Annotated in this window: 26 protein-coding genes and 2 tRNA genes; 2 read left to right on the top strand and 26 right to left on the bottom strand. The window is 69.7% G+C overall.

Features of this window, described 5'->3' with window-relative positions:
- Positions 1 to 314: 314 nt before the first annotated feature.
- On the top strand, positions 315 to 506 hold the full coding sequence (locus tag ABCU91_RS05020) for a hypothetical protein (RefSeq protein WP_413355026.1): 192 nt from the start codon (positions 315 to 317) through the stop codon (positions 504 to 506).
- 52 nt (positions 507 to 558) lie between these two features.
- Here ABCU91_RS05020 and ABCU91_RS05015 read toward each other — a convergent pair whose 3' ends face one another.
- The 21 genes from ABCU91_RS05015 to ABCU91_RS04915 all read right to left on the bottom strand — a co-directional run bounded on the left by ABCU91_RS05015 (position 559) and on the right by ABCU91_RS04915 (position 21,803).
- On the bottom strand, positions 559 to 1,365 hold the full coding sequence (locus ABCU91_RS05015; RefSeq protein ID WP_413355025.1) for a lytic transglycosylase domain-containing protein: 807 nt from the start codon (positions 1,363 to 1,365) through the stop codon (positions 559 to 561).
- Between the two features lie 91 nt (positions 1,366 to 1,456).
- Positions 1,457 to 1,786 (bottom strand): ATP-dependent DNA ligase, encoded by a 330-nt coding sequence (locus ABCU91_RS05010; RefSeq protein WP_413355024.1) that lies wholly within the window; start codon positions 1,784 to 1,786, stop codon positions 1,457 to 1,459.
- A 187-nt stretch (positions 1,787 to 1,973) separates the two neighbouring features.
- The gene (locus tag ABCU91_RS05005) at positions 1,974 to 2,549 is read right to left on the bottom strand and encodes a hypothetical protein (RefSeq protein WP_413355023.1); all 576 of its coding nucleotides are present in this window, start codon (positions 2,547 to 2,549) and stop codon (positions 1,974 to 1,976) included.
- A gap of 20 nt (positions 2,550 to 2,569) precedes the next feature.
- Positions 2,570 to 3,715, bottom strand: a complete 1,146-nt coding sequence (locus tag ABCU91_RS05000; RefSeq protein WP_406922689.1) for a zinc-dependent alcohol dehydrogenase — start codon at positions 3,713 to 3,715, stop codon at positions 2,570 to 2,572.
- 79 nt (positions 3,716 to 3,794) lie between these two features.
- Positions 3,795 to 4,496 carry a response regulator gene (locus tag ABCU91_RS04995; RefSeq protein ID WP_406922690.1) on the bottom strand — a complete coding sequence of 234 codons (702 nt, stop codon included), beginning with the start codon at positions 4,494 to 4,496 and terminating at the stop codon, positions 3,795 to 3,797.
- Entirely contained in the window at positions 4,493 to 6,976 is a 2,484-nt protein-coding gene (locus tag ABCU91_RS04990; protein ID WP_413355022.1) for an ATP-binding protein, read from the bottom strand. Before ABCU91_RS04990 ends, ABCU91_RS04995 begins: the two co-directional genes overlap by 4 nt.
- 2 nt (positions 6,977 to 6,978) lie before the next feature.
- Positions 6,979 to 7,593, bottom strand: coding sequence for a K(+)-transporting ATPase subunit C (gene kdpC, locus ABCU91_RS04985; RefSeq protein WP_413355021.1), 615 nt, complete (start codon positions 7,591 to 7,593; stop codon positions 6,979 to 6,981).
- Positions 7,594 to 7,610: 17 nt separating this feature from the next.
- Positions 7,611 to 9,752 (bottom strand): potassium-transporting ATPase subunit KdpB, encoded by a 2,142-nt coding sequence (kdpB, locus tag ABCU91_RS04980; RefSeq protein ID WP_413355020.1) that lies wholly within the window; start codon positions 9,750 to 9,752, stop codon positions 7,611 to 7,613.
- Position 9,753: 1 nt separating this feature from the next.
- Positions 9,754 to 11,403 carry a potassium-transporting ATPase subunit KdpA gene (gene kdpA / locus ABCU91_RS04975; protein ID WP_413355378.1) on the bottom strand — a complete coding sequence of 550 codons (1,650 nt, stop codon included), beginning with the start codon at positions 11,401 to 11,403 and terminating at the stop codon, positions 9,754 to 9,756.
- 23 nt (positions 11,404 to 11,426) lie between these two features.
- Entirely contained in the window at positions 11,427 to 11,516 is a 90-nt protein-coding gene (kdpF, locus tag ABCU91_RS04970) for a K(+)-transporting ATPase subunit F (protein ID WP_413355019.1), read from the bottom strand.
- Positions 11,513 to 11,659 (bottom strand): hypothetical protein, encoded by a 147-nt coding sequence (locus ABCU91_RS04965; RefSeq protein WP_018185559.1) that lies wholly within the window; start codon positions 11,657 to 11,659, stop codon positions 11,513 to 11,515. The genes kdpF and ABCU91_RS04965 overlap by 4 nt, the downstream gene beginning before the upstream one ends.
- 83 nt (positions 11,660 to 11,742) lie before the next feature.
- On the bottom strand, positions 11,743 to 12,789 hold the full coding sequence (locus ABCU91_RS04960) for an acyltransferase family protein (RefSeq protein ID WP_413355018.1): 1,047 nt from the start codon (positions 12,787 to 12,789) through the stop codon (positions 11,743 to 11,745).
- Between the two features lie 117 nt (positions 12,790 to 12,906).
- Positions 12,907 to 13,884 carry a Gfo/Idh/MocA family protein gene (locus tag ABCU91_RS04955; protein ID WP_413355017.1) on the bottom strand — a complete coding sequence of 326 codons (978 nt, stop codon included), beginning with the start codon at positions 13,882 to 13,884 and terminating at the stop codon, positions 12,907 to 12,909.
- A gap of 1 nt (position 13,885) precedes the next feature.
- Positions 13,886 to 14,272 carry a DUF1304 domain-containing protein gene (locus ABCU91_RS04950; protein WP_406922697.1) on the bottom strand — a complete coding sequence of 129 codons (387 nt, stop codon included), beginning with the start codon at positions 14,270 to 14,272 and terminating at the stop codon, positions 13,886 to 13,888.
- 87 nt (positions 14,273 to 14,359) lie between these two features.
- Complete coding sequence (locus ABCU91_RS04945; protein ID WP_133398662.1) at positions 14,360 to 15,748, bottom strand: NtaA/DmoA family FMN-dependent monooxygenase; 1,389 nt, start codon at positions 15,746 to 15,748, stop codon at positions 14,360 to 14,362.
- A 38-nt stretch (positions 15,749 to 15,786) separates the two neighbouring features.
- Entirely contained in the window at positions 15,787 to 16,980 is a 1,194-nt protein-coding gene (locus ABCU91_RS04940; RefSeq protein WP_413355016.1) for an acyl-CoA dehydrogenase family protein, read from the bottom strand.
- Positions 16,977 to 18,158, bottom strand: coding sequence for a hypothetical protein (locus ABCU91_RS04935; protein WP_413355015.1), 1,182 nt, complete (start codon positions 18,156 to 18,158; stop codon positions 16,977 to 16,979). Before ABCU91_RS04935 ends, ABCU91_RS04940 begins: the two co-directional genes overlap by 4 nt.
- Positions 18,155 to 18,820: a methionine ABC transporter permease gene (locus ABCU91_RS04930; protein ID WP_091351641.1), complete on the bottom strand. Its 666-nt coding sequence runs from the start codon at positions 18,818 to 18,820 to the stop codon at positions 18,155 to 18,157. Before ABCU91_RS04930 ends, ABCU91_RS04935 begins: the two co-directional genes overlap by 4 nt.
- The gene (locus ABCU91_RS04925) at positions 18,813 to 19,877 is read right to left on the bottom strand and encodes a methionine ABC transporter ATP-binding protein (protein ID WP_413355014.1); all 1,065 of its coding nucleotides are present in this window, start codon (positions 19,875 to 19,877) and stop codon (positions 18,813 to 18,815) included. Before ABCU91_RS04925 ends, ABCU91_RS04930 begins: the two co-directional genes overlap by 8 nt.
- Before the next feature lie 43 nt (positions 19,878 to 19,920).
- Positions 19,921 to 20,907: a MetQ/NlpA family ABC transporter substrate-binding protein gene (locus ABCU91_RS04920; protein WP_413355013.1), complete on the bottom strand. Its 987-nt coding sequence runs from the start codon at positions 20,905 to 20,907 to the stop codon at positions 19,921 to 19,923.
- Positions 20,908 to 21,098: 191 nt separating this feature from the next.
- Positions 21,099 to 21,803 (bottom strand): TetR family transcriptional regulator, encoded by a 705-nt coding sequence (locus ABCU91_RS04915; protein ID WP_413355012.1) that lies wholly within the window; start codon positions 21,801 to 21,803, stop codon positions 21,099 to 21,101.
- A 68-nt stretch (positions 21,804 to 21,871) separates the two neighbouring features.
- On the opposite strand from ABCU91_RS04915, the gene ABCU91_RS04910 reads away from it, so the two are divergent.
- On the top strand, positions 21,872 to 22,186 hold the full coding sequence (locus ABCU91_RS04910; protein WP_091351638.1) for a hypothetical protein: 315 nt from the start codon (positions 21,872 to 21,874) through the stop codon (positions 22,184 to 22,186).
- A 57-nt stretch (positions 22,187 to 22,243) separates the two neighbouring features.
- Here ABCU91_RS04910 and ABCU91_RS04905 read toward each other — a convergent pair.
- From ABCU91_RS04905 to serS, 5 genes are all read right to left on the bottom strand, one after another.
- A tRNA-Ser gene (locus ABCU91_RS04905) sits at positions 22,244 to 22,335 on the bottom strand.
- A 74-nt stretch (positions 22,336 to 22,409) separates the two neighbouring features.
- Positions 22,410 to 23,732 carry an LCP family protein gene (locus ABCU91_RS04900; RefSeq protein WP_406922702.1) on the bottom strand — a complete coding sequence of 441 codons (1,323 nt, stop codon included), beginning with the start codon at positions 23,730 to 23,732 and terminating at the stop codon, positions 22,410 to 22,412.
- Between the two features lie 20 nt (positions 23,733 to 23,752).
- Positions 23,753 to 23,837 (bottom strand) — tRNA-Ser (locus ABCU91_RS04895).
- 100 nt (positions 23,838 to 23,937) lie between these two features.
- On the bottom strand, positions 23,938 to 24,807 hold the full coding sequence (locus ABCU91_RS04890; RefSeq protein WP_406922703.1) for an HAD-IIB family hydrolase: 870 nt from the start codon (positions 24,805 to 24,807) through the stop codon (positions 23,938 to 23,940).
- A complete protein-coding gene (gene serS, locus ABCU91_RS04885; RefSeq protein WP_413355011.1) occupies positions 24,804 to 26,069 on the bottom strand; it encodes a serine--tRNA ligase in 1,266 nt (421 codons plus the stop codon). Before serS ends, ABCU91_RS04890 begins: the two co-directional genes overlap by 4 nt.
- Positions 26,070 to 26,146: the final 77 nt, after the last annotated feature.

Raw genomic sequence — 26,146 nt, 5'->3', positions numbered from 1 at the left:
CTCACCATCTCCCCACTGAGCGCGGGATCTGAGGGGCTTGACACCGCGCGGGAGCAGAGTTAGCCGCGGCGAATCGACTAGCAGACGGCGACTCTAGCAGTCAATACCCCCGCGGCGATTCCTTCGCGCACGTACGGTGATAATCGCAAGGTAAGTAGGCGAACGGTCGAGACGTGAGGTGTTCGGGTCACCGATCCTCTCCCACGCTTATGACAGGCCCCGGCGATCGGGCTTATCGCCGGGGCCTCACCTTTGCAAGGGGCTCGGACCGGTCCGGCCGGCGACGTAGGTTCGCCGGAACGAGAGGAGAACTCATGACCGATCACCAGGCCGTTCCCGACTCGGAGGCCCCCATCCCCAGCGGCGACCTGCCCGACGAGGACCCGATCGAAGCGGTGTCGCAGGCTGCGGCAGACGATGAGGCCGTCCCGATCGAGCAGGTGGAGCCAGGCGTCGACCCCGACTCCGCGGACTCGAGCAGGGCACTGAACCGCACGGACGACTGAACCGACCGCGACTCTGAAGGCCGCACCTCCCCCGGGTGCGGCCTTCGTCGTGTCAGCTGATAGCGACGCTCTGGGCGTACTGGTTGGCGCGGGTCGCGACGTCGTCGATGTAACGGGTCAGCGGGTTATACGTGAACACGGCATCCCGCCAGGCGGTCTCGGTCACCAGCGGCCCCTGGCGGCAGAGATAGCGAGCCGCCGCGAGCGCGGCGTCGTCGATCTGGCTCGGATCCCGGGTGCCGTCGGCGTCGCCGTCCGCGCCCCATCGCCGCCAGGTCTCGGGAATGAACTGCAGCGGGCCGACCGCGCGATCCCACCGGTCGTCGCCGTCGAGGTCACCGCCGTCGCTGTCTTCGATGGCCGCGACCCCGTCGCCGGTCAGGCGGGGCCCGAGGATGCGCGGTGACACGAGGCCGTCGTCGCCCAGTCGCGCGCCGCCGTAGGAGCCGTGCCGGGACTCCACCCACCCGATCCCGGCGAGAGTGTTCCAGGCGATGGCGCACGAGGGCTGCTCGTGCGCGACGGTGAGATCGGCTGCCGCGTAGGCGATGACGGCGCGACGCGGGATGCCGGTGGCATCCGAGACCCGCGACGCCCAGGCGCCGTCGACGAGGTCGACGGCGGGCGCACGCGACGGGTCCGCTCCTGCGACGGCGACCGCCGGCGGCGGGGCGTCGGCCCACCGCGAGGACACCGGCGGTAGCGGGGTTCCCTGCGGCTCGGACGGCGTCGTCACCGGGGGTAGACAGGCGGCGAGGAGGATGACGATCGTGGCCGGTGCGACGCCGATCCCGACGGCGAGCGCCGCGGTTCGTCGCCTCGCGGCGCGCGTCGCGGAACGCGTGCGGCGTGCCGCCATGTGCGCCTCCCCGATTCGATGCCGGATCAACGCTAACCCGCCTCCGTCGGCGCGCATCGCACATGACCGAAGGCACCCTCGAGGTGACGCCTCAGAGGGTCTCCACGGAGCCCGTGGACACGTCGTCCGCGGGTTCGGACATGATGAACAGCCCGCCCGTCGAGTTCGCGGCGTACGCCAGCTTCTCGAGCCACGTTCGATTCATGGCCGGCGCGCGCGAGCCGTAGTACTTGAAGTCGAGGTCGGCGGACGGATGGATCCAGACGGATCGTCGTCCGTCGCCGACGCTCACGTCATCACGCCATGTGAAGAAGAAGGATTCGCCGCGGCGGAGCTTGTTGCCGATGACGACCTGCAGGTGCGCCAGCGCCCTGTCCTCGACTTCGGTCTTCACCTGGCTGCTGTAATTGAATCGGCCCATGGGGCGGCCCTCCGGCCGAGAAGCCCTCTACCGACCGCGAACACATCGCGTGGGCGGTGCTGCGGATCCGCGGGGCAGCGCTCCTCCGTTGAAGAGCCACGTTCCTCGCTCGAACCGCCGGGCACAACCCCGGACCCGCTCGCACACCGGTCCCGATGTCGTCCCGGGCGTGTCGGGGGCGGCGCGGTCAGCGGCGGGATGCCGGGACGAGAGCCGCGCGGGCGATCCGGAACACGACGACGGCGGCCACGACCCACGGCGCCAGAACGAGGATCGGATCCAGCCAGGCGTGCTTCATGTCGACGCGGCGTCGGCCGAACCGCGACGCGATCGGGCGCCTCCCGCGTTCACCGAACACCCCGGACTGGGTGATCGGGTCGTCGGGATGCCGCGAGAACAGTGATTTCACGTGCGCGCCGGCCGACTCGACGCGGTCACCGAGGATCAGCAGCATCCAGTGCGGGGTCTGCCCCTCGCTGTAGCGCGCGTACGCGATGCGTCGGATGGCGCCCGAGAGACCGTGGAGCGGCTGCGCGGTGCCGAAGACCGGCGTGAGGCGTCGGTGCTCGATCGAGCGCTCGCGCCCCGCGCCCTCCGGCTGCTGCTCGGGGATGTCCCAGTGCGCGCCCGTCTCGATCCCCGGCTGCTCGCGCGGGAACGCGGGGCGGTCCGCCGGATCGAGGTCCGCGCCCCACCCGGGGATGCGGCGACGGAGCTCGTCGGGATCGGGGGTCTGGCCGGGCTTGTCTGCGGTGTACGGCATGGTTCCTCCTCGGGTGCCGCTCAGGCGCCGAACGTGACGACGGGCTTGACGATGCCGTCGAGTTTCGACGAGAACACGTGGTAGCCCTCGGCGATGTCGTCGAGGTCGAAGCGATGGGTGATGAGGTCGCGCGGGGCGATGTGGCCCGCACGGATGTGGTCGAGCAGCCGCGGCCACTGCCGCTTCACCGGCGCCTGGTTGGCGCGGATCGTGAGCCCCTTGTTCATCGCATCGCCGAACTTGATCGCGCTGAACAGCGGACCGTAGGCGCCCATGACCGAGACGGTGCCGCCCTTGCGGACCGCGTCGATCGCCCAGTTGAGCGCGACGGGCGAACCGCCCTGGAGCTTGAGCTTCGCGGCGGTGACGTGCTGCAGGACGTGCCCGTCAGCCTCCGCGCCGACGGCCTCGATGACCGCGTCGGCGCCGAGCCCGTCGGTCATCTTCTTCAGCGTCAGCACGATGTCGTCGACCTCGCCGAAGTGCACCGTCTCGGCGAACGCGAATTCGCGCGCCTTCTGCAGGCGGTAGTCGAGGTGGTCGACGACGATGACGCGCCCGGCCCCCATCAGCCAGCTCGAGCGAGCGGCAGCGAGACCGACGGGGCCCGCGCCCAGCACGACGACGGTGTCCCCCTCGACGATGTCGGCGAGCTGCGATCCGAAGTAGCCCGTCGAGAACGCGTCGGTGAGCAGCAGAGCGTCCTCCGAGGCGATGTCGTCGGGGATGACCTGCGGCCCGACGTCGGCGAACGGCACGCGCACGAGCTCGGCCTGGCCGCCGTCGAACCCGCCGGTCGAGTGGGAGTACCCGTAGATCCCGCCGATCGCGGTCGCGTTGGCATTGACGTTGTGGCAGTTCGAGTACAGGCCCCGGGCGCAGAAGAAGCAGGAGCCGCAGTAGATGTTGAAGGGGACCATGACGCGGTCACCGGGCTTGAGGTTCTGCACCGACGACCCGACCTCCTCGACCCACCCGATGAACTCGTGCCCGAAGGTGTGCCCGACACGCGTGTCGGGCATCATGCCGTGATACAGGTGCAGGTCGGAACCGCAGATCGACGCCAGCTCGACGCGCACGATGGCGTCGTTCGGGTGCGCGATCACGGGGTCGGGCTTGCGGTCGACGCGGATCTTGTACGGTCCGCGATAGGTCATCGCCTTCATCGATCCTCCTCAGGTTCCGGGCGAGCCTGGCCGGAGGAGTCCGGAGGAGGGAGGGGGTTGCGCGTGCGGAGGGGACGTGTCAGTCCCGGATCGAAGCCCCCAGCTCGAAGCGGTAACCCATGCCCGCCTCGGTGAGGATGTGCCGCGGCTGCGTCGGATCCTCCTCGAGTTTGCGACGCAGCTGCGACACGTACAGCCGGAGGTATCCGGTGTCGCTCACGTGCTCGCTCCCCCAGATGGACGTGAGGATCGTCTGCCGGGTGACGAGCTTGCCGGGGTTGCGCAGCAGGATCTCGAGCAGCTGCCATTCCGTCGGGGTCAGTCGGACGCGCTCGGTGTGATCGCCCGTCGTCTTCGTGACGCTGCGCGCGGCGAGGTCGACCGAGATGGCACCGAACTCGGTGACGGGGTCGGGCTCCTGCTGCGGCGCCCGACGGGTGAGCGCGCGGATGCGCGCCAGGAGCTCATCGATCGAGAAGGGCTTCGTGACGTAGTCGTCGGCACCGGCGTCGAGCGCGTCGACCTTGTCGGCGGCTCCGGTACGCCCCGACACGACGAGGATCGGCGCCTCGGACCAGCCGCGGATCGCGTGGATCACCTCGATACCGTCGAGCTGCGGCATCCCGAGATCGAGCAGGAAGATGTCGGGGTGGTGATCCACTGCGGCCGAGATCGCCTGCGCGCCGTCGGCTGCCGTGAACACCTCGTAGCCGCGCGCGGCGAGGGTGATGCGCAAGGCCCGGACGATCTGCGGGTCGTCATCCGCGATGAGGATCCTCACGCGTGCTCCTCCTCATCGGCGACCGGCAACGAGACCACCATCGTCAGTCCCCCTCCCGGGGTGTCCTCGGGGGTGAGCGTACCGCCCATCCCCTCCACGAACCCCTTCGAGAGAGCGAGACCGAGCCCGAGCCCGGTGCTGTTGTCGGTGTCGCCGAGACGCTGGAAGGGAACGAAGACGTCGTCGCGCCGCTCGGCGGGAATGCCCGGGCCGTGGTCGATGATCCGGATCTCGACGGCCCGGCCGAAGCTGCTCGTCGCGACGCGGACCTTGCGCCCCTCGGGCGAGTGCCGCAGGGCGTTCGCGAGGAGGTTCACCACGACGCGCTGCAGGAGCACGGGGTCGGCGAGGACGGCGGCATCCGGTTCGAGATGGATGTCGACGGACGCGGGTCCCGCATCCAACTCCTCGAGCGCGGGGAGGATCGCGTCGGCCGGATCGATCGCGAGGAGCGAGACGGCGAGCGCGCCCGCCTGCAGGCGGCTGACGTCGAGGAGGTCCGTGACGAGCGACGCGAGCGTGCCGAGGGATTCGTCGGCGGTCTGCAGAAGCTCGTCGCGGTCTCGGTCGCTGTACGTGCCGCTGCGCAGGCCGCCGACGGCGGCGGTCGCGGCCGCGAGGGGGCGGCGCAGGTCGTGACTGAGGGCGGACAGCAGTGCGCTCCGCACCCGGTCGGACGCCTCGAGGGGCGCGAGTCCGCTCGCGACCTCGGCGAGGTCCTGGCGTTGCAGCGCGGCATCGAGCTGCGAGACGATCGCGGCGAGGATGCGGCGCTCGGACGACGGCAGGTCGTGCCCGTGCAGCTCGAGCACCGCTCGGTCACCGACCGGCATCGCGGTGTGCCGCCCGTCGCGCAACGGCTCTCCGCTCGATGCGAGCGTCGTCTCGCCCGAGACCAGCCGGACGCCGGCCAGCCGGAACGCCTCTCGGGTCCACTCGACGAGCGCCTCGATCGCGCCCCCGCCGCGGAGGACGCTGCCGGCGACCGTCTGCAGGAGTTCCGCCTCGGCCGCTGCGCGTCGCGCGACCCGCGTCGTCCGGGCGGCGCGGTCGACGACGACGCTCACGAGGATGCCGGTGATCACGTAGAGCGCGAGGGCGAGCACTTCGCGCGGGGATTTGACCTGCACCGTGTAGAGGGGCTCGACGAAGAAGAAGTTGAGGGTCACACCGCTGAGGACCGCAGCCCACAGAGCCGGCCACAATCCACCGATGAGGGCGACCACGACGACGAGCAGCTGATAGCTGAGGACGTCGCTCGTGATCGACTCGGTCGATCGGAAGGCGACCAGAAGCCACGTCAGCAGCGGCCCCCCGAGGAACGCGAGCGCGAAGCCCGCGATCCGTCGACGCATCGACAGGGCGCCACCGAGCCGTGGCAGCGCGAACCGCCCGCCCGCGGCGGAGTGGGTGACGATGTGGACGTCGATGTCGCCGGATTCGCGGATGACGGTCGCGCCGATGCCCGGGCCGGTGACGAGGGCCGCGAGACGGCTGCGGCGGCTCACTCCGAGGACGAGTTGCGTCGCATTGACCGATCGCGCGAACTCGACGAGGGCGGTGGGCACGTCGTCCCCCACGACCTGGTGGAAAGTGCCGCCCAGCTTCTCGACGAGGGCGCGCTGCTCGGCGAGGGCGCCCGGGTCGGCGCTGCGCAGCCCGTCGTTGCTCGTGACGTGCACGGCGATCAGCTGACCGCCCGCCGATCTCGCCGCGATGCGGGCGCCGCGGCGCAGCAGCGTCTCGCCTTCGGGGCCACCCGTGAGGGTGACGACCACCCGCTCGCGCGCCTCCCACCGGCTGTCGATGCCGTGCTCGGCGCGGTAGGACGTGAGCGCCTGATCCACCTCGTCGGCGAGCCACAGGAGGGCGAGTTCGCGAAGGGCTGTGAGGTTGCCGAGGCGGAAGTAGTTGGAGAGGGCGGCATCCACCCGCTCCGCCGGGTAGACGAGGCCTCCCGCCAGCCGATCCCGGAGGGCCTGCGGGGCGAGGTCCACCACCTCCACCTGATCGGCCGCGCGGAGGACCTCGTCAGGGACCGTCTCGCGCTGCGGGGCTCCGGTGATCTGCTCGACCACGTCGTTGAGCGATTCGATGTGCTGGATGTTGACGGTCGAGATGACCGAGATGCCGGCATCCAGCAGCTGCCGAACGTCCTCCCAGCGCTTCTCGTTCGCCGACCCAGGGGCGTTGGTGTGAGCGAGCTCGTCGACGAGGGCGACATCCGGATGCCGCGCGATCACCGCGGCGAGGTCCACCTCGGTCAGTGTGACGCCGCGGTGGGTAACCTCGCGTCGGGGAACCTGCTCGAGCCCGTCCGTCATGCGCGCCGTGGCCGCGCGACCGTGGGTCTCGACGACCGCGATGACGACGTCGGTTCCCTCCCCCGCGAGGCGCCTGCCCTCTTCGAGCATCGCGTAGGTCTTCCCGACACCGGGGGCGGCGCCCAGCAGCACGCGCAAGCGCCCCCGTCCACCCACTGTCAGCCTCCTAGCCGGTCGAGGGCGAGATTGAGCTCCACGACGTTCACGGTCGGGTCGCCGAGGTACCCGAGATCGGGTCCCCGGGTGTGCTCCGCGACGAGTCCGCGAACCTCCGACGCCGGGAGCTTCCGGGCCGCGGCGACGCGCTCGACCTGGATCGAAGCGTACGCGGGGCTGATGTCGGGGTCGAGTCCGGATGCCGAGGCGGTCACCGCGTCGGCGGGAACGGCGGACTCGGCGACGCCCTCGCGCGCGGCGACGGCCTCCCTGCGCTCCCGGATCGCGGCGACGAGGTCTGCGTTCTCGGGACCCAGGTTCGAGCCCGATGACGCCCCGGCGTCGTAGCCGTCACCGGCCGCGGAGGGCCGCGACTGGAAGTACCGCGGGAGCGCGGCACCGTCGGCATCCGTGAACGACTGACCGATCAGCGACGAGCCGACGACCTCCCCCGAGGCGCTTCGCAGGAGGGAGCCGTTCGCCTGTCCGGGCAGGGCGACCTGTCCGACGAGGGTGATGAGCGCCGTGTAGCCCACGCCGAGGACCACGGTCAGGACGGCCATGGCGCGGACGGCGACGATGACGGTGCGCCCGGTGGCGCGGGAGGAGCTGTTCATGACGGGATGTCCTTGGTTCAGAAGCCGGGGATGAGGCGGACGAGGAGGTCGATCAGCCAGATGCCGAGGAAGGGGGCGACGACACCGCCGAGACCGTAGACGGCGAGGTTGCGACCGAGGATCGACGAGGCGCCGCCCGCCCGGTAGCGCACGCCGCGGAGGGCGAGCGGGATGAGGACGACGATGATGAGCGCGTTGAAGATGATCGCCGACAGCACCGCGGATGCCGGTGAGTGCAGGCCCATGATGTTGAGCGCCCCGAGCTGGGGGAAGACACCCATGAACATCGCCGGGATGATGGCGAAGTACTTGGCGATGTCGTTCGCGATCGAGAACGTCGTGAGAGCGCCGCGCGTGATGAGCAGCTGCTTGCCGATGCGGACGATGTCGATGAGCTTGGTCGGGTCGGAGTCGAGGTCGACCATGTTGCCGGCCTCCTTCGCGGCCGATGTGCCCGAGTTCATCGCGACGCCCACGTCCGCCTGCGCGAGCGCGGGCGCGTCGTTCGTGCCGTCACCGGTCATCGCGACGAGGTTGCCGCCCTCCTGCTCGGTGCGGATGTAGGCGAGCTTGTCCTCGGGGGTCGCCTCGGCGAGGAAGTCGTCGACACCGGCCTCCTTCGCGATCGCCGCGGCGGTCAACGGGTTGTCGCCCGTGATCATGACCGTCCGGATGCCCATGGAGCGGAGCTCGGCGAAGCGCTCGCTGAGCCCGTCCTTGACGACGTCCTTCAGGTGCACGACGCCGAGCACGCGCCCGGCACCGGCGGCATCCTTCGTCGCCACCACCAGCGGGGTTCCGCCCGACTGCGAGATCTCCTCGGTGCGTGCGGTCAGATCTTCCCGGATGCCGTCGGGCAACGGCGTGCCACCGTGCTCGAGCCAGCCGATGATCGCGGAGCCGGCGCCCTTGCGGATCGATGAGCCGTCCGGCAGGTCGAGACCGCTCATGCGGGTCTGCGCCGTGAACGGGACTATGACGCCCTGGGTCTGGCCGGTCACGTCGATGCCGCGGCGGGTGGCCAGATCGACGATCGAGCTGCCCTCGGGTGTCGGGTCGGCAAGGGACGACAACGCCGCCGCCCGGGTGAGCTCGGCCTGCGCCATCCCGGCCAGCGGGACGAACTCGGACGCCTGGCGGTTGCCGTAGGTGATCGTGCCCGTCTTGTCGAGGAGCAGGGTGGTCACGTCTCCCGCCGCCTCGACCGCTCGCCCCGACATGGCCAGCACGTTCCGCTGCACGAGCCGGTCCATGCCGGCGATGCCGATCGCCGACAGGAGCGCGCCGATCGTCGTCGGGATGAGGCACACGAGGAGCGCTACGAGGACGGGGATACTGACCGGTGCCGCCGCGTACGAGGCGACCGGGTTCAGAATGAGCGCGACGACCACGAAGATGATCGACAGGCTCGCCAGCAGGATGTTCAGCGCGATCTCGTTCGGCGTCTTCTGGCGTGCGGCACCCTCGACGAGCGCGATCATCCGGTCGACGAAGGTCTCGCCGGGCTTCGACGTGATGCGAACGACGATGCGGTCCGAGAGCACCCGGGTACCGCCCGTGACGGCGCTGCGGTCACCGCCGGATTCGCGGATGACGGGGGCCGACTCTCCCGTGATCGCGGACTCGTCCACCGAGGCGATGCCGTGGACCACGTCGCCGTCACCGGGGATGAGATCGCCGGCCGCGACGACGACCACGTCGCCGAGGGTAAGATCCGCCGACGAGACGTCGTCGATCGCGACGCGGTCGGCCGCGGCATCTGCCTGCTCGTCGTAGCCGGACACGCGATGGGCGACCGTGCTCGTGCGGGTCTTGCGGAGTGTCTCTGCCTGCGCCTTGCCACGACCCTCGGCGACGGACTCGGCCACGTTCGCGAAGACGACCGTCAGCCACAGCCAGACGGCGATCACCGCCGTGAATGGTGCGGGAACCGGGCTGCCGCCGGAGTCGCCGGGGCCGCCCAGGAAGGGTTCCGCGATCGCGAGGACGGTTGTCAGCACGGCACCGACCCAGACGATGAACATCACGGGGTTGCGCCACTGGGCGCGCGGGTCGAGCTTGCGCAGCGCACCCGGAAGGGCGGCCGCGATCGCGGCGCCGTCGATGCCGCGGCGGGGAGCCGGAGCCGGGGCGACGGGTTGGAGAGTGGGGGTGAACATGTCAGATCAGTCCTTCTGCCAGGGGACCCAGCGCGAGTACGGGGAAGTAGGTGAGGGCGGTCACGATGACGATCACGCCGATGAGCAGGCCGACGAACAGCGGACGGTGCGTCGGGAGCGTGCCCGCCGTGGCCGGCACCTTGTCCTGCGCCGCGAACGATCCGGCGAGGGCGAGGACGAGCACGATCGGCAGGAACCGGCCGAGCAGCATCGCGACACCGAGCGCCGTGTTCAGCCACGGGGTGTTCGCGGTGAGGCCCGCGAACGCCGATCCGTTGTTGTTCGCGGCGGAGGTGAAGGCATAGAGCACCTCGCTGAATCCGTGGATGCCGGGGTTCCAGATCGAGGTCGTCGTGACGTCCTCGCGGACCGCGGGGATCGCGAAGCTCAGGGCCGTGCCGACGAGGACCAGGATCGGGGTGACGAGGATGTAGATGCTGGCGAGCTTGATCTCGCGCGGACCGATCTTCTTGCCCAGGTACTCCGGCGTGCGGCCGACGAGGAGTCCCGCGATGAAGACCGCGAGGACCGCCATGACGAGCATGCCGTAGAGGCCCGATCCGACACCGCCGGGGGCGAGCTCGCCGAGCATCATGTTGAGCATCGGCATCATGCCGCCGAGCGCCGTGAAGGAGTCGTGCATCGAGTTGACGGCACCGGTGGAGGTGAGGGTGCTCGTCGAGCCGAAGATGGTCGACCCGATGATCCCGAACCGCACATCTTTGCCCTCGAGGGCGGCACCGGCGAGCGCGGGCGCGGTGCCGCGCCCCGCCAGCTCGAACGCCGTGAGGATCGCCGTCGAGGCGAGGAAGAGGACGCCCATCGCGCCGAGGATCGCGTAACCCTGACGCCTGTCGCCCAGCATCGTGCCGAAAGTCCGCGGCAGCGAGAACGGGATGATCAGCATGAGGACGATCTCGAACAGGTTCGTCCAGCCCGTCGGGTTCTCGAACGGGTGCGCCGAGTTCGCGTTGAAGAAGCCGCCGCCGTTGGTGCCGAGGAGCTTGATCGCCTCCTGCGATGCGACCGGACCGCCGGGGATGCTCTGGGCGGCACCGCTCACGGTGGTGACGTCGGTGAAGCCGTTCAGGTTCTGGACGACGCCGCCCGCGAGGAGCACGACCGCGGCGATGACCGACAGCGGCAGAAGCAGGCGGACCGTGCCGCGCGTCAGATCGACCCAGAAGTTGCCGATCGTGCCGCTGCGGCGATACGCGAGGCCCCGCACGAGGGCGATCGCGACGGCCAGGCCGACGGCCGCCGATACGAAGTTCTGGACCGCGAGCGCCGCGAACTGCACCGTATATCCGAGGGTCAGCTCGGGCGAGTACGACTGCCAGTTCGTGTTCGTCACGAACGAGACGGCCGTGTTGAAGGACAGCGCCTCGCTCGGCGCGGGAAGGCCCAGCGACCACGGCAGCCACTGCTGGATGCGCTGCAGCAGGTAGACCGTCAGGACACCGACGAGCGAGAACGCGAGGACGCTGCGTGCGTAGGCCTGCCACGTCTGAGCGGATGCCGGGTCGACGCCGATCAGCCGGTACAGGCCGCGTTCTGCGCGAGCATCCTTCGACGACGTGTAGACCCAGGCCATGTAGTCGCCCACGGGGCGGTACGCGACGGCGAGGATGAGCGCCAGCGTCGCGAGCATGAGGACAGCGGGGAGCCACGCCATCAGAACTTCTCCGGCTTCACGAGAGCGACGAAGAGGTAGACGAGGCCGGCGACGCCGAGGACGGCGGCGACGATGTCGAAGACGCTCACAGCCGGTCCACCGCCTTGGCGAACAGACCGATGATCACGAACAGGGCGAGCACGCCCAGGACGTAGACGATGTCGAGCACGAGGGAGGCTCCGATTTCGAGGGACGCGGGCCCTGATCGGGCCGGCACGCCGGTGGGGCGCATCCCTGATGGAACACCTCGGCGACATCCCCTCCCGCTGCGCTCACGGAATCCATACGCCCGCGGCGGCACTCCTCACGGGATCCTCACACCGGCGGCGATGGGCGCAGCGCGCGCACGAGCCACGCCGGCCGCGCGTACAGCCCCGGAACGGCCCGCGTCAGGCGGTGCACGAGAAGGCATCCGGCGATCGTGAGGGCCGTCATCACCGGAGCGAGCACGTCGGTGAAGACACCGGCGTCGCGAGGGAACACCGTGTTGACGACGGCGTAGACGAGCAGCAGGACGTACCAGTGCAGCAGGTAGACGGGCAGGGTGTTGCGCCCGAGCGCGGACACCCACGCGAAGCCTCGGAGCGTGGAGATCTGACGCGCGACCAGGCACCCGGCCGCGACCGCCAGCAGCCCCAGGACGAGCCGCACACCGACGATGTCGAGCAGGGAGAACTTCGCCACGACAGCCGCCCCGGCGCCGAAGCCGACGACGGCCGCGACCGCCCACCAGATCCCGGTGGAGGCCACGGCCGGCCGGACCCAGGCCGAGATCTGCACCGCCAGCAGGAAGAAGACGAGGTGGTACAGCGTCTTGTCGATCTCCAGCGTCCCCGTGGTCGGCAGGCCCGAGGCGAAGACGAGACTGACGACCGTCGCGCCGCCGAGGCCGATCGCCGGCGGAAGGCGGACGGCGAACCACGCCACGACGAAATGCACGATCAGCGCCCAGATGAACCATGTGGCAGGGGTGGGCAGGACGGGGATCAGGAGCAGGGCGAGCGCCGGCGGCCGGTCGGTTGCGCCGGTGAGCGGCAGATACAGGACGGCGATGACCGCGACGATCGACCAGATGACGTAGATCCAGGTCAGGTGCGAGATGCGCTCGCGCAACAGCACTGCGAGCGGTCGGCGGAGGACCTTACCGGCGAACAGACCCGCCGTGAAGAAGAACAGCGGCAAGCGGAAGGCGTCGAGCAGGCCGACGAACGGTCCCCAATGACCGGTAGCGCCGCTGCCGGCATGGTTGAAGACGGTGTGCAGGAACACCACCATGATGATGGCGATCGCCTTGGCGGCATCCACCCATTCGACTCGTGCGACGCGCGTCGCGTTCGCCTCGTCGGCCGGCGCGTGCGCCACCGTGCGTCCCCAAGATCTGTGCATTGTCCGGCTCCCCAGCCCGAAGTCAGCCGAGGAGATCGACTGCGACAGTTGTCCGCCAGCGTAGCGAGGATCGTGCCGTCGCGCTCGCGAAGCTCAGCCGAGGCGGATGCCGGCCGAATCGAGCGCACGGACGGCGACGTCGAGCACGGCGGCACTGTGATCCAGGCGACGGTCCCGCTCGGCGATGTCGTGCTCGGCGATCATCCGGACGAACGACCGGAACTCCGCCACCATCCGGTGCGGATCGTCGTCGAGCGCGATGCGCTCGTGCGTTCCGTCCCGCAGCTGCAGCTCGACGGCCGGCACCTCGTTGGGCGGCCCGTCGAAGACCATCGTGCCCTCGGTGCCCTGGATCTTGGTCCGCGAGGGTCCGGGCGAATCCTTGGCGGCCACGCACACGGCCGTCAGATCGCCGTAGCCGAGGACCGTCACGCCCGAGGTGTCGACGCCGCGTTCCATCCGCGGCGTGTACGCCACCGTCGCGGGGGCGCCGAGGAGTCCGACCACGAGGTGCAGCGTGTAGATGCCGAGGTCCATCAGTGCACCGCCGCCCGCCGCCGGATCGAAGGCCGGTGCGATCGTCCCGGTGCGGAACGCGTCGTAGCGCGAGGAGTACTGCGAGTACTCGCACTGCACGAGCCGCAGCTCACCGAGGCGGGGCAGGTTCTCGCGCATCCACTCGACGTTCGCGAGGTACTGGTTGCTGATCGCTTCGACGAGGATGAGGTCACGCTCCGCGGCGAGAGCGCGGAGTTCCGCGAGCTCCTCGAGCCGGAGCACGAACGGCTTCTCGCAGATCACGTTCTTGCCTGCGAGCAGGGCACGACGGGCGACGTCCGCGTGCAGGGCGTTCGGCAGCGCGACCCACACCGTGTCGACACGGGCGTCGGCGAGGCATCCGTCGAGATCGGTGAAGACGAGGGGGATGCCGTGGGTCGACGCCACGTCGTCGAGGTTGGCACGGCTGGACTCGCGACCGACGATCGCCGCCACGGTCAGCCCGGGGACGCCGGAGGCGTGCGGGAGGAACTCGGCGACGATCTTTCCCGCGCCGACGACAGCGAGGTTCACGTCAGACGGCCAGCCCGATGGCGAGCAGGACCACTCCGACCAGGGGCGCGCTCAGCTGGATGAGCGCCGCGCGCGCCTTCGAGCGATCCGAGAGGAGCAGTACGAGCCCCGCCGCGACCATCGAGCCCGCCCCGACGAACACGAGGGTGGCGCCGATGGCCGTCGACCCGGTGGCGACGAACACGATGCCGAGGAAGACCGCGATCGCGAGGAACAGGTTGTAGAAGCCCTGGTTGAAGGCGAGCGGCTTCGTGACGTCGACCGTCGCGTCCGTCGTCCCGAAGGTGCGCCGCGCGGCGGGCCCGGTCCAGGCGATCGACTCGAGGAAGAAGATGTAGACGTGGATGGCGGCGCCGAGCGCCGCGAACACCAACCCGGCGATGATCATGGCGCCATCCTCTCAGACCACGCGCGAAGCGCCAGGGCGGGACGTGCCGGAGCACGATCGAACGACGCGGGGCCCGCTCCCGGCCCTTCAGCCGAACAGGGGTGCCACCGGGGTGTCGAGGTTCGCTCCGCCTCGGTAGCGCGTGGCGATGTGGTTTTCGGGCAGCAGCGGTCCGCGCTCGAACAGACGCTCCCGCAGCGTCGGGCCACCTTCCAGCAACCGGCCGCGTCGCCGCAGCTCGGGCACGACGAGTTCCGCGAAGTCTCGAGCGGTGTCGAAGGAGTGGTACTGCCGGAGGTTGATGCCGTCGATGCCGTCCTCGTCGAGCCACCGCTCGATCTCGTCGGCGACGACCGTCGGTGTGCCCGCGACGAAGAAGCGGCCCTCGCGTCCCGTGGCTATCCCGTCCAGAAGCTGTCCGATCGTCGTGTCGGGTCCGGCGGTCGGCACGGAGCCTGCGGCGACGCCCACCTGCGCCAGGGCGTCGGTGACGAGTGTCTCTCGGGAGAACGCGGTCGGGTCGAACGGGAACCCGGCGTGGGCGAGGATGCCGTCGACGCTCGTGTTCTCGCGGTACGTCCGCCACTTGTCGGCCGCCTCCTCCTCGGTGCGACCGACGACGACACCCGCCTGCACGATGAAGCGGAGGTCGCCCTGGCCGCGCCCGTGGCGTGCGGCCGCCGCGCGCATCTGCTCGACGTTGCGGATGAAGTCCGCCGTCGAGCGCCCGCCGGTGAAGACGAGCTCCGCGTGGCGACCGGCGAACTCGATGCCGGCGGGCGACCCGGTCGCTTGGTAGAGGACGGGAGTGCGCTGCGGCGAGGGCTGGCTCAGATGAGGACCCGCGACGCGGAAGTTCTCCCCGGAGTGGTCGATGTACCGGACCTTCGACGGGTCCGTGTACGTTCGGGTCGCGGCATCCGCGATGACGGCGCCGTCATCCCAGGAGCCCTCCCACAGCTTGTAGACGACGTCGAGGAACTCGTCGGCGATCGCGTAACGGCGATCGTGCGGGATCTCGTCGGCCAGCCCGAAGTTGCGGGCCGCGTTCGGCAGGTACGAGGTCACGATGTTCCAGCCCACCCGGCCACGGGTGAGGTGGTCGAGGGTCGACATGCGGCGGGCGAACGAGAACGGCGGCTCGTAGCTCGTCGAGAACGTGACGCCGAAGCCCAATCGCTCGGTGACGGCGGCCATCGCCGGGATGACGAGGAGCGGGTCGTTCGAGGGGATCTGCAACCCTTCACGGATCGCGGTCTCGGGGCCGCCCCGGAAGACGTCGTAGGCACCGACCACGTCGGCGAGGAAGACACCGTCGAATCCGCCGTGCTCGAGGATCTGCGCGAGCTCGATCCAATACGAGATGTCGTTGATCCGGTGCCGGTTGTTGCCCGGCAGCGACCACAGCCCGTGCGTGATGTGGCTGACCGTGTTCATCTCGAAGAGATTGAGGATGAGCTTTTTGCGCTCCGCCATGCGGGTCCTTTCTGGAGACGTCGGGGTTCTCTGCGGAGTCAGGCTTCGCCTGTGCTCCACCACCCGGGCACGGGGGTGTCGTTGAGCAGCAGGTCGCCGAGAGCGCGCGCCTTGAAGGCGAGCGGGTTGTGGGATGCCAGGGTTCGGGCGTTCCGCCAGTGCCGGTCCAGCGCGAGGTCGGTGTCGACGGCGCTCGCCCCGCCGACCTCGAAGAGCAGAGTAGCCGCCTCGAGCACGGCCGGGAGGACGACGAGTTGCGCGCGGGCGGTCGCCGTCTCGACGGGGGCGATCACCTCGCGGAGCGCCTCTCCCGAGACACCGGCCGATTGCGCCGCGACCGACTCGTCGAGTCCTGCGACGGCGGCGGTGAGTGCGGCATCCGCCGTGAACGACAGCGCCGACAGTCGACCGACGATCTCCTGCACGAGCGGATCCTCGCGGGCCGACGCCGCCGACGCATGACTGTAGGTGCGGGTGCGTTTCTGGACGAACGCCACGGCGTCGTCGACGATCGCCCGCCCGATGCCCGCGGCGGCCGCCAGTAGGACCAGCTGGACGAACGCCCCGCCGTGCGACGGACCGGCGACGACCCGGCGGGCGACGGCATCCTCGTCGATGACGACCGAGCGGAAGACGGTCGTCCCGCTGCCGGTCAGTCGCTGGCCGAAGCCGCGCCAGTCGTCGATGACGTCGACGCCCTCGGCCGTCGCCGGGACGAGCGCAGCGACGAGGGCGCCCTCGTCGTCCTGCGCGGCGACCGACACGAGATCGGCGAAGAGTGTCCCGGTGCTGTAGTACTTCGTGCCGTCCAGGCGGAGCCCGTCGCCCGAAGCGGTCACCGTCGTGGACAGCGAGCCGACCTTCGCCCCCGAGCGCTCGTGGGTCGCGTTGCCGATGATGGCGCCGTCCGCGACGAGGGTGAGCCTGCGGGATCGCTCGGCGGACGGCGTCGCGAGCACCGTCCGGTCGACGAACGAGAAGTGCGAGCGCAGCAGCTGCGCGAGATTCGGATCGCGACGGCCCAGCTCGGCGAGGAGGGCGAACAGCACCGACGGCGGCTCACCGCCTCCGCCGAACTCCTCGGGCACCGTGACCCGGGTGAACCCCGCGCGCCGGAGCAGCGCGACCTCCTCGTGCGGCAGTCTCCGCGCGAGTTCTCGGGCGACGGCATCCCGCCCCACCTCGTCGAAGACGGGCGCGAAACGTGCCACGGCGTCGGTGATGCGGGTCATGCGAGCGCAGCCTCAGCCGGCCGTGCGGGCTCGGCGCCCGGTGCCTGCCACTCCGGCAGCGTCCCGGTCAGAGCGACCTGGCCGAGCGCACGCGTGCGCTGGATCACCGGGTTGTGCGAGGCGATCGTGCGGACGTTGCGCCAGTGCCGGTCGAGTGCGCGTCCCGTCCCGACCGCCGACGCCCCGCCGACCTCGAACAGGCGCGTCGTCGCGTCGAGGACGAGGCGGGGCACGAGCTCCTGCAGACGGAAGACCTCGAACTGGATCTCACGCATCTCGGCCGCGGTCGCCCGACGATCGGATGCCGCACCCAGGTCGGCGGCGACCGACAGCACCAGCCGTCGCGTCGTCGCCGCCACGACGTCGAGCTCGCCCACGACCAGCTGCACGAGCGGGTCCTCGCGAGGAAGCGTCTCGCCCGCGAATCCGAAGGTCCGCCGCCGCGGGGTGACGAAGTCGACGGTGTCGTCGAGGGCGCGCTGCGCGATGCCGGCGATCACCGCGAGCAGGGTGAGCTGGAGGATCGCCCCCAGGTGATGCCCGCGCACGTCGGCGCCCTCGGCGGGCGACACGAGGATGCCGTCCTCCCCCACCGGCGCCCGGTCGAACACCGTCGTGCCGCTTCCCGTGAGCAGCTGGCCGAATCCGTCCCAGTCGTCCGTGGACCGGACCCCCGGGTGGTGGGCCGACACCGTGACCGCGACCCGCTCGTCGCCGTCGAGGGCGGCGAGGTGGATCCAGTCCGCGTAGATGCTGCCGGTCGTGTAGTACTTCGTCCCCGACAGCAACGGCTCGCCGCCGGTGCGGTCGATCCGGGTCTCGAGGTGCGCCGTGTCGCGGCGCTCGGACTGCGCGTTGCCCACGAAGTCCCCCGCGAGGATCCGCTCGAACCACGGCTGTCCCTGCTCGATCGGCTGCAACCGGAGCGACTCGGCGAACGCGAGGTGACCGCGCCAGACATGGCCGAGGCTGGCATCCGCCGCCGACAGCCGGATGAGACGGGCGAACTGCTCCTGCAGCGTGATCGGCGAGCCCCCGGATGCCGCCGGCACCCGCCACGTGCCGAAGCCGATATCGCGCAGCTCGGCGAGTTCCGCGGTCAGCAGGCGCCGCTCGCGCTCACGCTGCGGCGCATCGGGCGCGATGCGGGCGAGGAACTCGTCGAAGCGCCCGGTCACCGGTGCATCACCTTCCGGGCGACGGTGTTCCCCAGCAGCTGCGCGAGCTGCACGAGGACGATGAGGGCGAGGACGACGATGCCGACCGAGATCCAGTCGAAGCGCTGGTACCCGTAGTTCATGGCCAGCGACCCGAGCCCACCGCCGCCGAGCACACCCGCGACCGCGGTCGCGTCGACGAGCGCGACGAGGATGTAGGTGAGCCCCAGGGTGAGCGGGCCGAGGGCCTCGGGCACGACGATCGTGAACAGCACCCGCGCCGGGCTCGCGCCCATCGCGGCACCCGCCTCGATCGACCCCGGGCTCACAGCGACGAGGTTGGATTCCGAGACACGGGCGATGGCGACGCACGCGACGATGATGAGCGGGATCGTCTGGGGCAGGGGGCCGAGCCCCGTGCCGAAGAGGAACCGCGTGAACGGGATCAGCGCGATCGCCACGATCAGGAACGGGATCGGACGGACCACGTTGATGATGAGGTTCAGGACCGAGAAGACCACGCGGTTCTGCAGCAGATTTCCAGGCCGGCTCGCGTAGAGCAGGAGGCCGAGGAGCACCCCGATGACGGCGGCTCCCGCGAAGGCGACGACCACCATGAGTCCGGTCTCGCCGACGGCGTTCCAGAACCGGGGGAAGAACGCATCCGGGTCGAAGTCACGCATGGACGGCCTCCTTCTCGATCGTCCGGGCGCCCGTGGCCGGCAGCTCCGAGACGGTCGTCGTCTGGCGGAGACCCTCGATGGCGGCATCCACTGCGGCACCCGTTCCGAGGAGTTCCACCGTCAGACTGCCGAACAGCCGCCCCTGCAGCTCGTCGACGCCGCCGAAGACGACGTTGACGTCGACGTCGTGCTCGCGGGCGACCTGCGAGAGGAACGGGTGATTGGTGTCGCGGTCCTCGACGTGCAGTTGGACGAGGCGGCCGCGATGGACGGCGCGGATCTTCGCGAGGGCATCCGCCGACGGGATGTGATGAAGCACCGACGACACGAATCGCCGAGTGGTGGGATGCTGCGGCGACGAGAAGACGTCGTAGATGCTGCCGTGCTCGACGACCGCACCGTCCTCCATGACCGCGACCTTGTGAGCGAGCTCGCGGACCACGTCGATCTCGTGGGTGACGAGCAGGATGGTCACGCCGTACTCCTCGTTCACCCGCCGGAGGAGGGCCAGGACCTCGCCGGTCGTCTGCGGATCGAGGGCGCTCGTCGCCTCGTCCGAGATCAGGACGTCGGGCCGGGTGGCCAGCGCGCGAGCGATGCCCACGCGTTGCTTCTGGCCACCCGACAGCTGCGACGGATACGCGAGGGCCTTGTCGGTGAGACCGACGAACCGCAGCAGCTCCTCGACGCGATCGAGAGTCTCCGCCTCGGACAGACCCGCGAGCCGCAGGGGGTACGCGATGTTCTTGTAGACGTTCCGCGACTCGAGCAGATTGAACTGCTGGAACACCATGCCGATCCGCTGCCGCGCCGCGTACAGCGCACGACCCTGCAGGGCCGAGATCTCGCGACCGTCGACGACCACCCGGCCGCTCGTCGGCCGCTCCAGCGCATTGACGGTGCGCAGCAGCGTCGACTTGCCGGCGCCCGAGAAGCCGACGATTCCGAAGATCTCCCCCTTCTCGACCGTCAGGCTGACGTCGCGGAGGGCGTCGACCGTGCGGCCCTTCGACCTGAAGGACTTGGAGACGTTCTCGAAGGCGATGGCGGTGCTCATGGGTTCCTCATCTCGAGCCTGGTGCAGTCGCGAGTGGCCGCGGTCAGTTCTTCGCGGCCTGCTTCTCGAGGTCGGCGAGCTTGGTCCGGAGCTGCTCGACCGGCACGTCGACGAGAACCACGGACCCCTGGTTCTCCTTCTCGTTGGCGGCCGCGACGCGCTCATCGGCGTAGACGTCCTTGAGGATCTTCCACGCGGGGTTGTCCTTGTTGTCCTCGCGGGTCGCGATGACGTTGACGTAAGGCAGGTTCTGCTCCGAGAGCGCCTTGTCGAGGAAGAGCGCGTCGTCGGAGCCGATGTTCTGGCTCGGGTCGAAGTACGACGTGCCGACGACGACCGCAGCCAGGCTCGGGTCGGTGAACTGCTGAGCGATCGACGTCGCCGGGATCTCCGCGAACTGCAGCTTCTTCGGGTTGTCGGTGATGTCCTCGACCGCCGGGAAGTCGCCCTTGTCTGCCGAGAGGGTGATGAGACCCGCGGCTTCGAGGATGTTCAGCGCGCGGCCGCCGTTGGAGGGGTCGTCGGGGATGGCGATCTTCGCACCGTCGGCGATGTCGTCGAGGGATGTGGCCGTCGCGGAGAAGATCCCCCACTGCGTGATGAGCGTCGAGAAGACGGGGGTGAGGTCCGCGCCGTTCTCGGTGTTGAAGGCGCTGAGGTACAGGATGTGCTGGAAGGCGTTGGCGTCGACCGTGCCGGCGGCGAGCTCGGTGTTCGGCAGCACCCAGTCCTCGACGTTGACCCACTCGATGTTGAGGCCCTTCTCGGCGGCGACCTCCTTGACGGCGTCTTGGAACGGGCTGTCCTCCGACACGGCGATCTTGACGCTGATCGGCTTCGCGGGGGCGTCACCGCCGGACGCGGCGGCATCGGCGGGGCGGAGCGCGGGAATCAAGAGCGCGGCTCCGCCGACGATCGCGGCGACCGCGACGATCGCGATGGCCACGGTCAGGCCGATGCGCGTGCGCTTCTTGTCACCCGCGACGGCGGCGCGAAGGTCGCTCTGCGGGGTCTGATTCTGGTCGGACATGGGGTGGTCTCCTCGTGGTGCGTCGGGCGTGGATATTCGCTGTGACTGCGACATTCCTAGCCCGGCGCACCCTCGACGACGAGTTGCGAGACGCTCCGTGACCGGCCGTTACCTTCCTTGACGCGCACGCACGGCAAAGGTCGAAACGTGGCCCCGGATCGTGGTAGACGCGCGTGCGCGCGCTGCGACCGCTACAGGGAGAGATCGACCTCGAGCCGGTCGAGCAGGATTTCGAGGGCGGTGTCGAACTCCTGCTTGCTGTGGTCCTCGCTCAGCAGGGGACGGAGTCGCCGCACTTCAGGGGCATCGTCCAGCGAGGACGTCTGCGCCTCGCCGGTGGGGACCGGCCCGGTCTCCCCTTGCCCCGCAATGGTTCCACCGACGTCGGCGCCGCGGACGGCCGCTTCGAGCAGCAGCTGACCGATGAGGAAGCTGCTGAATCCCCGGTAGGCGCCGACGGCCTGCTCATCGCTGAAGCCCTGCGCCAAGAGCACGCGGAGGAAGATGTCGACGGCCTCGATGCTTCGCAGCGGTGGCCGGAGCCAGGGAGCTGCGGGATGCCTCGTCGCGATCAGCGGGAAGGCCTGAGGATGCTCGACGGCTATGTCTCGAACCGCGTGGGCGACGTTCTGCAGGAAGGTCTGCCAGTGCGCCCGGGCCTCGCGCTCCATGACGACGACCAGCTCCGCCGTCAACTCATCCACGACGCCCTCGAGGAGGTCTTCTTTGCCGTGCACGTGACGGTAGAGCGACATCGCCTCGACGCCCAGCTCGTTGCCCAGAGCGCGCATGGAGAGCCCTGCAGCCCCTTTGCGGTCCACGAGGCTCAGAGCGGCGTCGATGATCGCGGCGCGACTCAACCTCGACCCGGTCGATCGATCAGACTGACTGCTCATGGGAGCCTCCGCTCCAATCCTCCCCCGACTCGCACTCTTTTGTCTGCTTACGCCGTAAGCTTGGTGGAATGGGACGCTTGGCCTTCGGCAGCGAAACGGTCACTCTCGATGACCGTCTCCTCGGTCATCTCGAGGTCGTGATGGTGACGAAACTCCGGCGGCGCGAGCCGTTCATCCTTACCTGGACCGTGGACCCCAGCCTCGGCAGCGGGCGGGTCTCGCGCTGGGTCGGAGTGTCGACGAGCTGGGACATCCGCTACCACTCGCGCGCGATCGGGCCGCTCAACCCGGCATGGATCGACGCGCTCATGTCGACGGCGAACTCGCCGGGCGGGCTGCGGATCGTTCCCGAGCCCGATCAGGACGACGCCGCCACCGGTTGACGCCGCGTTATCCACCCCGAAGAAGCGAAAAGCCCCGGCGAGCCGGGGCTTTTCTCGTGGCGGAGACGGAGGGATTTGAACCCTCGGTCCCCGTAAGGGGACTCCACCTTAGCAGGGTGGTGCACTAGGCCTGACTATGCGACGTCTCCAGGCATCCGACCGCGAACGGCGCGAACGCACCACGCAAGCATAACGGTTACAGGACGCTGATCCGAACCGTCGGTCACTGCTGAGCGACGGTGCAGGTGACCTCGTTCGCCGACTGGCCCGTGATCTGGCTCGGGAGCTCGACGGTGCCGGCCTCCTCGCCGTCGTCGGGCGCATCGGTCTTGTCGGGGGTGGCCTCGCCGGTCGGCGTGCCGGTGGCCTCCGGCGTCTCCGTCGGCTTCGCGCCGCCGGGCTCGTCGGCCTCGCCGACGACCTCGACGCCGTTCCCGCCGCTGGCGGAGCCCGTGATGCGGATCGGCTTGTTCTCGGACAGGGCCGTGAACAGGACATCCGCCGCCGATGTGACCGGCAGGACGCGCTCGCCACCGGGGGCGTAGACCGTCGGGTACTGCACGAAGACGATGTCCTTGTACGGCACGTCGGCGACGGCCATCGCGATCTGGGCCATCCGCTGCGGGTTGGCGAGCGACTCGCTGAGGACCAGCTGCTTCTCGTTGACCTGGCGGACGGCGGTGTTCGCAAGGTTGAGCAGTGCGGGGTAGTCCGAGAGGACCGCGCCCGACTGCAGCTTGCGCACGAGGGAGCTCATGAACTGCTGCTGGTTGGAGATGCGTCCGAGGTCCGACCCGTCGCCGATGCCGTGACGGATGCGGAGGAACTGCAGAGCCTGGGCACCGACGAGGTTCTGCTCGCCCTTCTTCAGGTGCAGCCCCGTGTGACGGTCGTTGATGTCGGCGCTGAGGCAGACATCGACGCCGCCGATCGCATCGGACATGTTGATGACTCCGGTCCAACGGATGGCACCGGCGAACTGGATGTCGACCCCGGTCAGTGCCTCAACGGTGGCGACCGTGCAGCCGAGTCCGCCGTACGCGTAAGAGTTGTTGATCATCTGCGCGCTCATGGCCGAGTACGACCCGCCATCGGGGTTCGTGCACGAGGGGATGGGCACGATCATGTCGCGCGGGAACGACACCACCGTCACGCGGCGGGGCGCGTCGCTGATGTGCACGAGCATCGTGACGTCGTTGCGCTCGCCCCCTTCGTCGTCCGCGCACCGCGGGAAGAGCTTGAGGTCCTGCCCTTCGCACGAGTCTGTGCCGGCGATCAGCATGTTGACGCCGCCCTCGATCTCGCCGATGTGCGGCGGGAGGGGCTTGTCCTCGTCCCCGATCGAGACGCCGTTGTCGCTGAGGCTGCGCGCGGCATCCCACACGTAGAATCCGCCGATCGCCGCGGTGCTCACGAGCACGACGGCGACGACCGCAGCCAGGATCGTGAAGACCTGACGGAGCGGATGCGGAGACCTCAGCGCTCCGTGACGGGCTACGGGCTGACGGCGGAACTTCGTCGCCTTCGCGTCGTGCCTTGCGCTCACGGATCACCTTTCGGACAGTGCGGAGGGTGTGGGATTCGAACCCACGGGACATTGCTGCCCACCGGTTTTCAAGACCGGATCCTTCGGCCGCTCGGACAACCCTCCCGACCGCACCGAGTGGCACCGGTCGAACAGGCCGAGTCTAGCCGACCCCAGAACCCATCCATTCTTACGGGATCGCCTGGGCGAGCCCTGAACGAGCCGGTCAGAGGGCCTTCAGCACCGCCGTGACGCCACCTTCGGTGACGGATGCCGTGAGCTCCGACGCCTCCGAGAGCACCTCGTCGGGGCCCTGGCCCATGGCGATCGCGCGTCCGCCGTGGGCGCGCGCCCATCGGAACATGCCGATGTCGTTGCGACCGTCGCCGATGACGACGACGCTCTGCGGCTCGACGCCGAGCCAGCCGCGGACGAGTTCGAGGCCGGTCGCTTTGTCGACGCCCTGCGGGGCGATGTCGAGCCAGGCCGACCAGCCGACGGCGTACGACACCTTGTTGAGGCCGATGCGGGCGACCAGGTCGACGAAGTCCTCGTCGGTGTTCTGCTCCGACACGACGACGACGCGCGAGACGGGCTGCGCCGACAGCTCTTCGAAGCTCACGCGGTCGGCCTTCGCGAGACTCCAGTCGTCCATGTGGTGGGTGAAGAGGCGGCGACCGCTCGGGAGTTCCACCATGTAGCGCGCCGTCGGCAGGTGGTCGCGCAGGAGGGTGAGCACCTCGGTCGCGTCGAACTGCTCGGTGTGGAACCGCTCGTAGACGGGCGACTCCACCGGCCCGGTGCGCTTGAGGATCACCGCTCCGTTGGAGCAGACGACGTACTCGGGAGTGATCGCGAGGTGTTCGAGTATGCGCCCCGTGCTCTCCCACGATCGACCGGTCGCGAGCATGACCTCGTGACCGGCGCGCTGCGCGTCCGCGATCGCGTCGACGACGCCGGGGCTGTAGGTCTCGTCCTCGAGGAGGATCGTGCCGTCGACGTCGAGCGCGATGAGCAGTCGCTCGCGCGGTGGCGCGGCGGCATCCGTCGCGATCTCCTCGACAACCTCGGCCGTCTCGTCCGGGGAGAGGCTCACGCGATCGGCTCCGCCACCTCGAGGCCGCCCAGGTAGGGGCGGAGGACCTCGGGGATGACGACCGAGCCGTCTTCGCGTTGGTGCGTCTCGAGCAGGGCCACGATCCAGCGGGTCGTCGCGAGCGTGCCGTTCAGCGTCGCGACGGGAGCCGTGCGGCCGCCCTCGGGCCGGTGGCGGATGTCGAGACGGCGCGCCTGGTACGTCGTGCAGTTCGACGTCGAGGTGAGCTCGCGGTACGCGCCCTGCGTCGGGACCCACGCCTCGACGTCGTACTTGCGCGCGGCCGATGATCCCAGGTCGCCCGCGGCGACGTCGATCACACGGTATGAGAGGCCGAGATCCTGCAGCATCCGCTCCTGCATCTCGACGAGACGCAGGTGCTCGGCCTCGGCGTCGGCGGGCGTCGTGTAGACGAACATCTCGAGCTTGTTGAACTGGTGCAGACGGATGATGCCGCGGGTGTCCTTGCCGTACGACCCGGCTTCGCGGCGGTAGCAGGTCGACCAGCCCGCGTACCGCTTGGCGCCGCGCTCGAGGTCGAGGATCTCGTCCATGTGGTAGCCGGCCAGCGGCACCTCGCTCGTGCCCACGAGATACAGGTCGTCGTCATCGAGGTGGTAGACCTCGTCGGCGTGCTGGCCGAGGAAGCCCGTGCCTCGCATGACCTCGGCGCGCACCAGGGTCGGCGGGATCATCGGGATGAAGCCCGCCTCGAGAGCGCGCTGCATGCCGAGGTTCATGAGGGCCAGCTCGAGGCGCGCCCCGATGCCGGTGAGGAAGGTGAACCGGGCGCCCGAGACCTTCGCGCCGCGCTCCATGTCGATCGCGCCGAGCATCTCGCCGAGGGCGAGGTGGTCGCGCGGCTCGAAGTCGAAGGAGACGGGCTCACCGTGCGTGCGGAGGGTGACGAAGTCGTCCTCGCCCCCGGCCGGAACGCCGTCGATGACGATGTTCTCGATGCGCGCGAGTGCGGCGGATGCGGCATCCTCCGCGACGGTCACCGCCTGCTGCGCGGCCTTGACGCGCTCGCTCAGGTCCTTCGCCTCGGCGACCAGCGCGGCCTTCTCGTCCTTCGGGGCCTTCGCGACGCGCTTGCCGTGCGCGTTCTGCTCGGCGCGGAGCTCCTCGAAGGCGGTGATCGCGGTGCGACGCTCGCGGTCGGCGGCCAGTGCCTCGTCGACCGTGTCGGGCGACTCGCCGCGAGCCTCCTGCGAACGCTTCACGAGGGCGGGGTCGTCACGGAGAAGGGCGAGATCGATCACCCATCGAGTCTAGTCGCGGCCTCCCCGCCCCCGCCCTGGTGCGGAAGGGACGCGAGCGCAAGGGTCTCCGAGAGGCG

The organism is Microbacterium phoenicis, from assembly GCF_047302325.1.
In the GTDB taxonomy this organism is placed as follows: domain Bacteria; phylum Actinomycetota; class Actinomycetes; order Actinomycetales; family Microbacteriaceae; genus Microbacterium.
This window is presented reverse-complemented; position numbering and strand designations above follow the sequence as displayed.

Excerpts from the sequence above, each read along its gene's own strand:
- ABCU91_RS05020 (WP_413355026.1), top strand. The coding sequence starts at position 315 with ATGACCGATCACCAGGCCGTTCCCGACTCGGAGGCCCCCATCCCCAGC.
- ABCU91_RS05015 (WP_413355025.1), bottom strand. The coding sequence starts at position 1,365 with ATGGCGGCACGCCGCACGCGTTCCGCGACGCGCGCCGCGAGGCGACGA.
- ABCU91_RS05010 (WP_413355024.1), bottom strand. The coding sequence starts at position 1,786 with ATGGGCCGATTCAATTACAGCAGCCAGGTGAAGACCGAAGTCGAGGAC.
- ABCU91_RS05005 (WP_413355023.1), bottom strand. The coding sequence starts at position 2,549 with ATGCCGTACACCGCAGACAAGCCCGGCCAGACCCCCGATCCCGACGAG.
- ABCU91_RS05000 (WP_406922689.1), bottom strand. The coding sequence starts at position 3,715 with ATGAAGGCGATGACCTATCGCGGACCGTACAAGATCCGCGTCGACCGC.
- kdpC (WP_413355021.1), bottom strand. The coding sequence starts at position 7,593 with ATGAACAGCTCCTCCCGCGCCACCGGGCGCACCGTCATCGTCGCCGTC.
- kdpB (WP_413355020.1), bottom strand. The coding sequence starts at position 9,752 with ATGTTCACCCCCACTCTCCAACCCGTCGCCCCGGCTCCGGCTCCCCGC.
- kdpA (WP_413355378.1), bottom strand. The coding sequence starts at position 11,403 with ATGCTCGCGACGCTGGCGCTCATCCTCGCCGTCGCGTACCGCCCCGTG.
- ABCU91_RS04965 (WP_018185559.1), bottom strand. The coding sequence starts at position 11,659 with ATGCGCCCCACCGGCGTGCCGGCCCGATCAGGGCCCGCGTCCCTCGAA.
- ABCU91_RS04950 (WP_406922697.1), bottom strand. The coding sequence starts at position 14,272 with ATGATCATCGCCGGGTTGGTGTTCGCGGCGCTCGGCGCCGCCATCCAC.
- ABCU91_RS04945 (WP_133398662.1), bottom strand. The coding sequence starts at position 15,748 with ATGGCGGAGCGCAAAAAGCTCATCCTCAATCTCTTCGAGATGAACACG.
- ABCU91_RS04940 (WP_413355016.1), bottom strand. The coding sequence starts at position 16,980 with ATGACCCGCATCACCGACGCCGTGGCACGTTTCGCGCCCGTCTTCGAC.
- ABCU91_RS04930 (WP_091351641.1), bottom strand. The coding sequence starts at position 18,820 with ATGCGTGACTTCGACCCGGATGCGTTCTTCCCCCGGTTCTGGAACGCC.
- ABCU91_RS04925 (WP_413355014.1), bottom strand. The coding sequence starts at position 19,877 with ATGAGCACCGCCATCGCCTTCGAGAACGTCTCCAAGTCCTTCAGGTCG.
- ABCU91_RS04920 (WP_413355013.1), bottom strand. The coding sequence starts at position 20,907 with ATGTCCGACCAGAATCAGACCCCGCAGAGCGACCTTCGCGCCGCCGTC.
- ABCU91_RS04915 (WP_413355012.1), bottom strand. The coding sequence starts at position 21,803 with ATGAGCAGTCAGTCTGATCGATCGACCGGGTCGAGGTTGAGTCGCGCC.
- ABCU91_RS04910 (WP_091351638.1), top strand. The coding sequence starts at position 21,872 with ATGGGACGCTTGGCCTTCGGCAGCGAAACGGTCACTCTCGATGACCGT.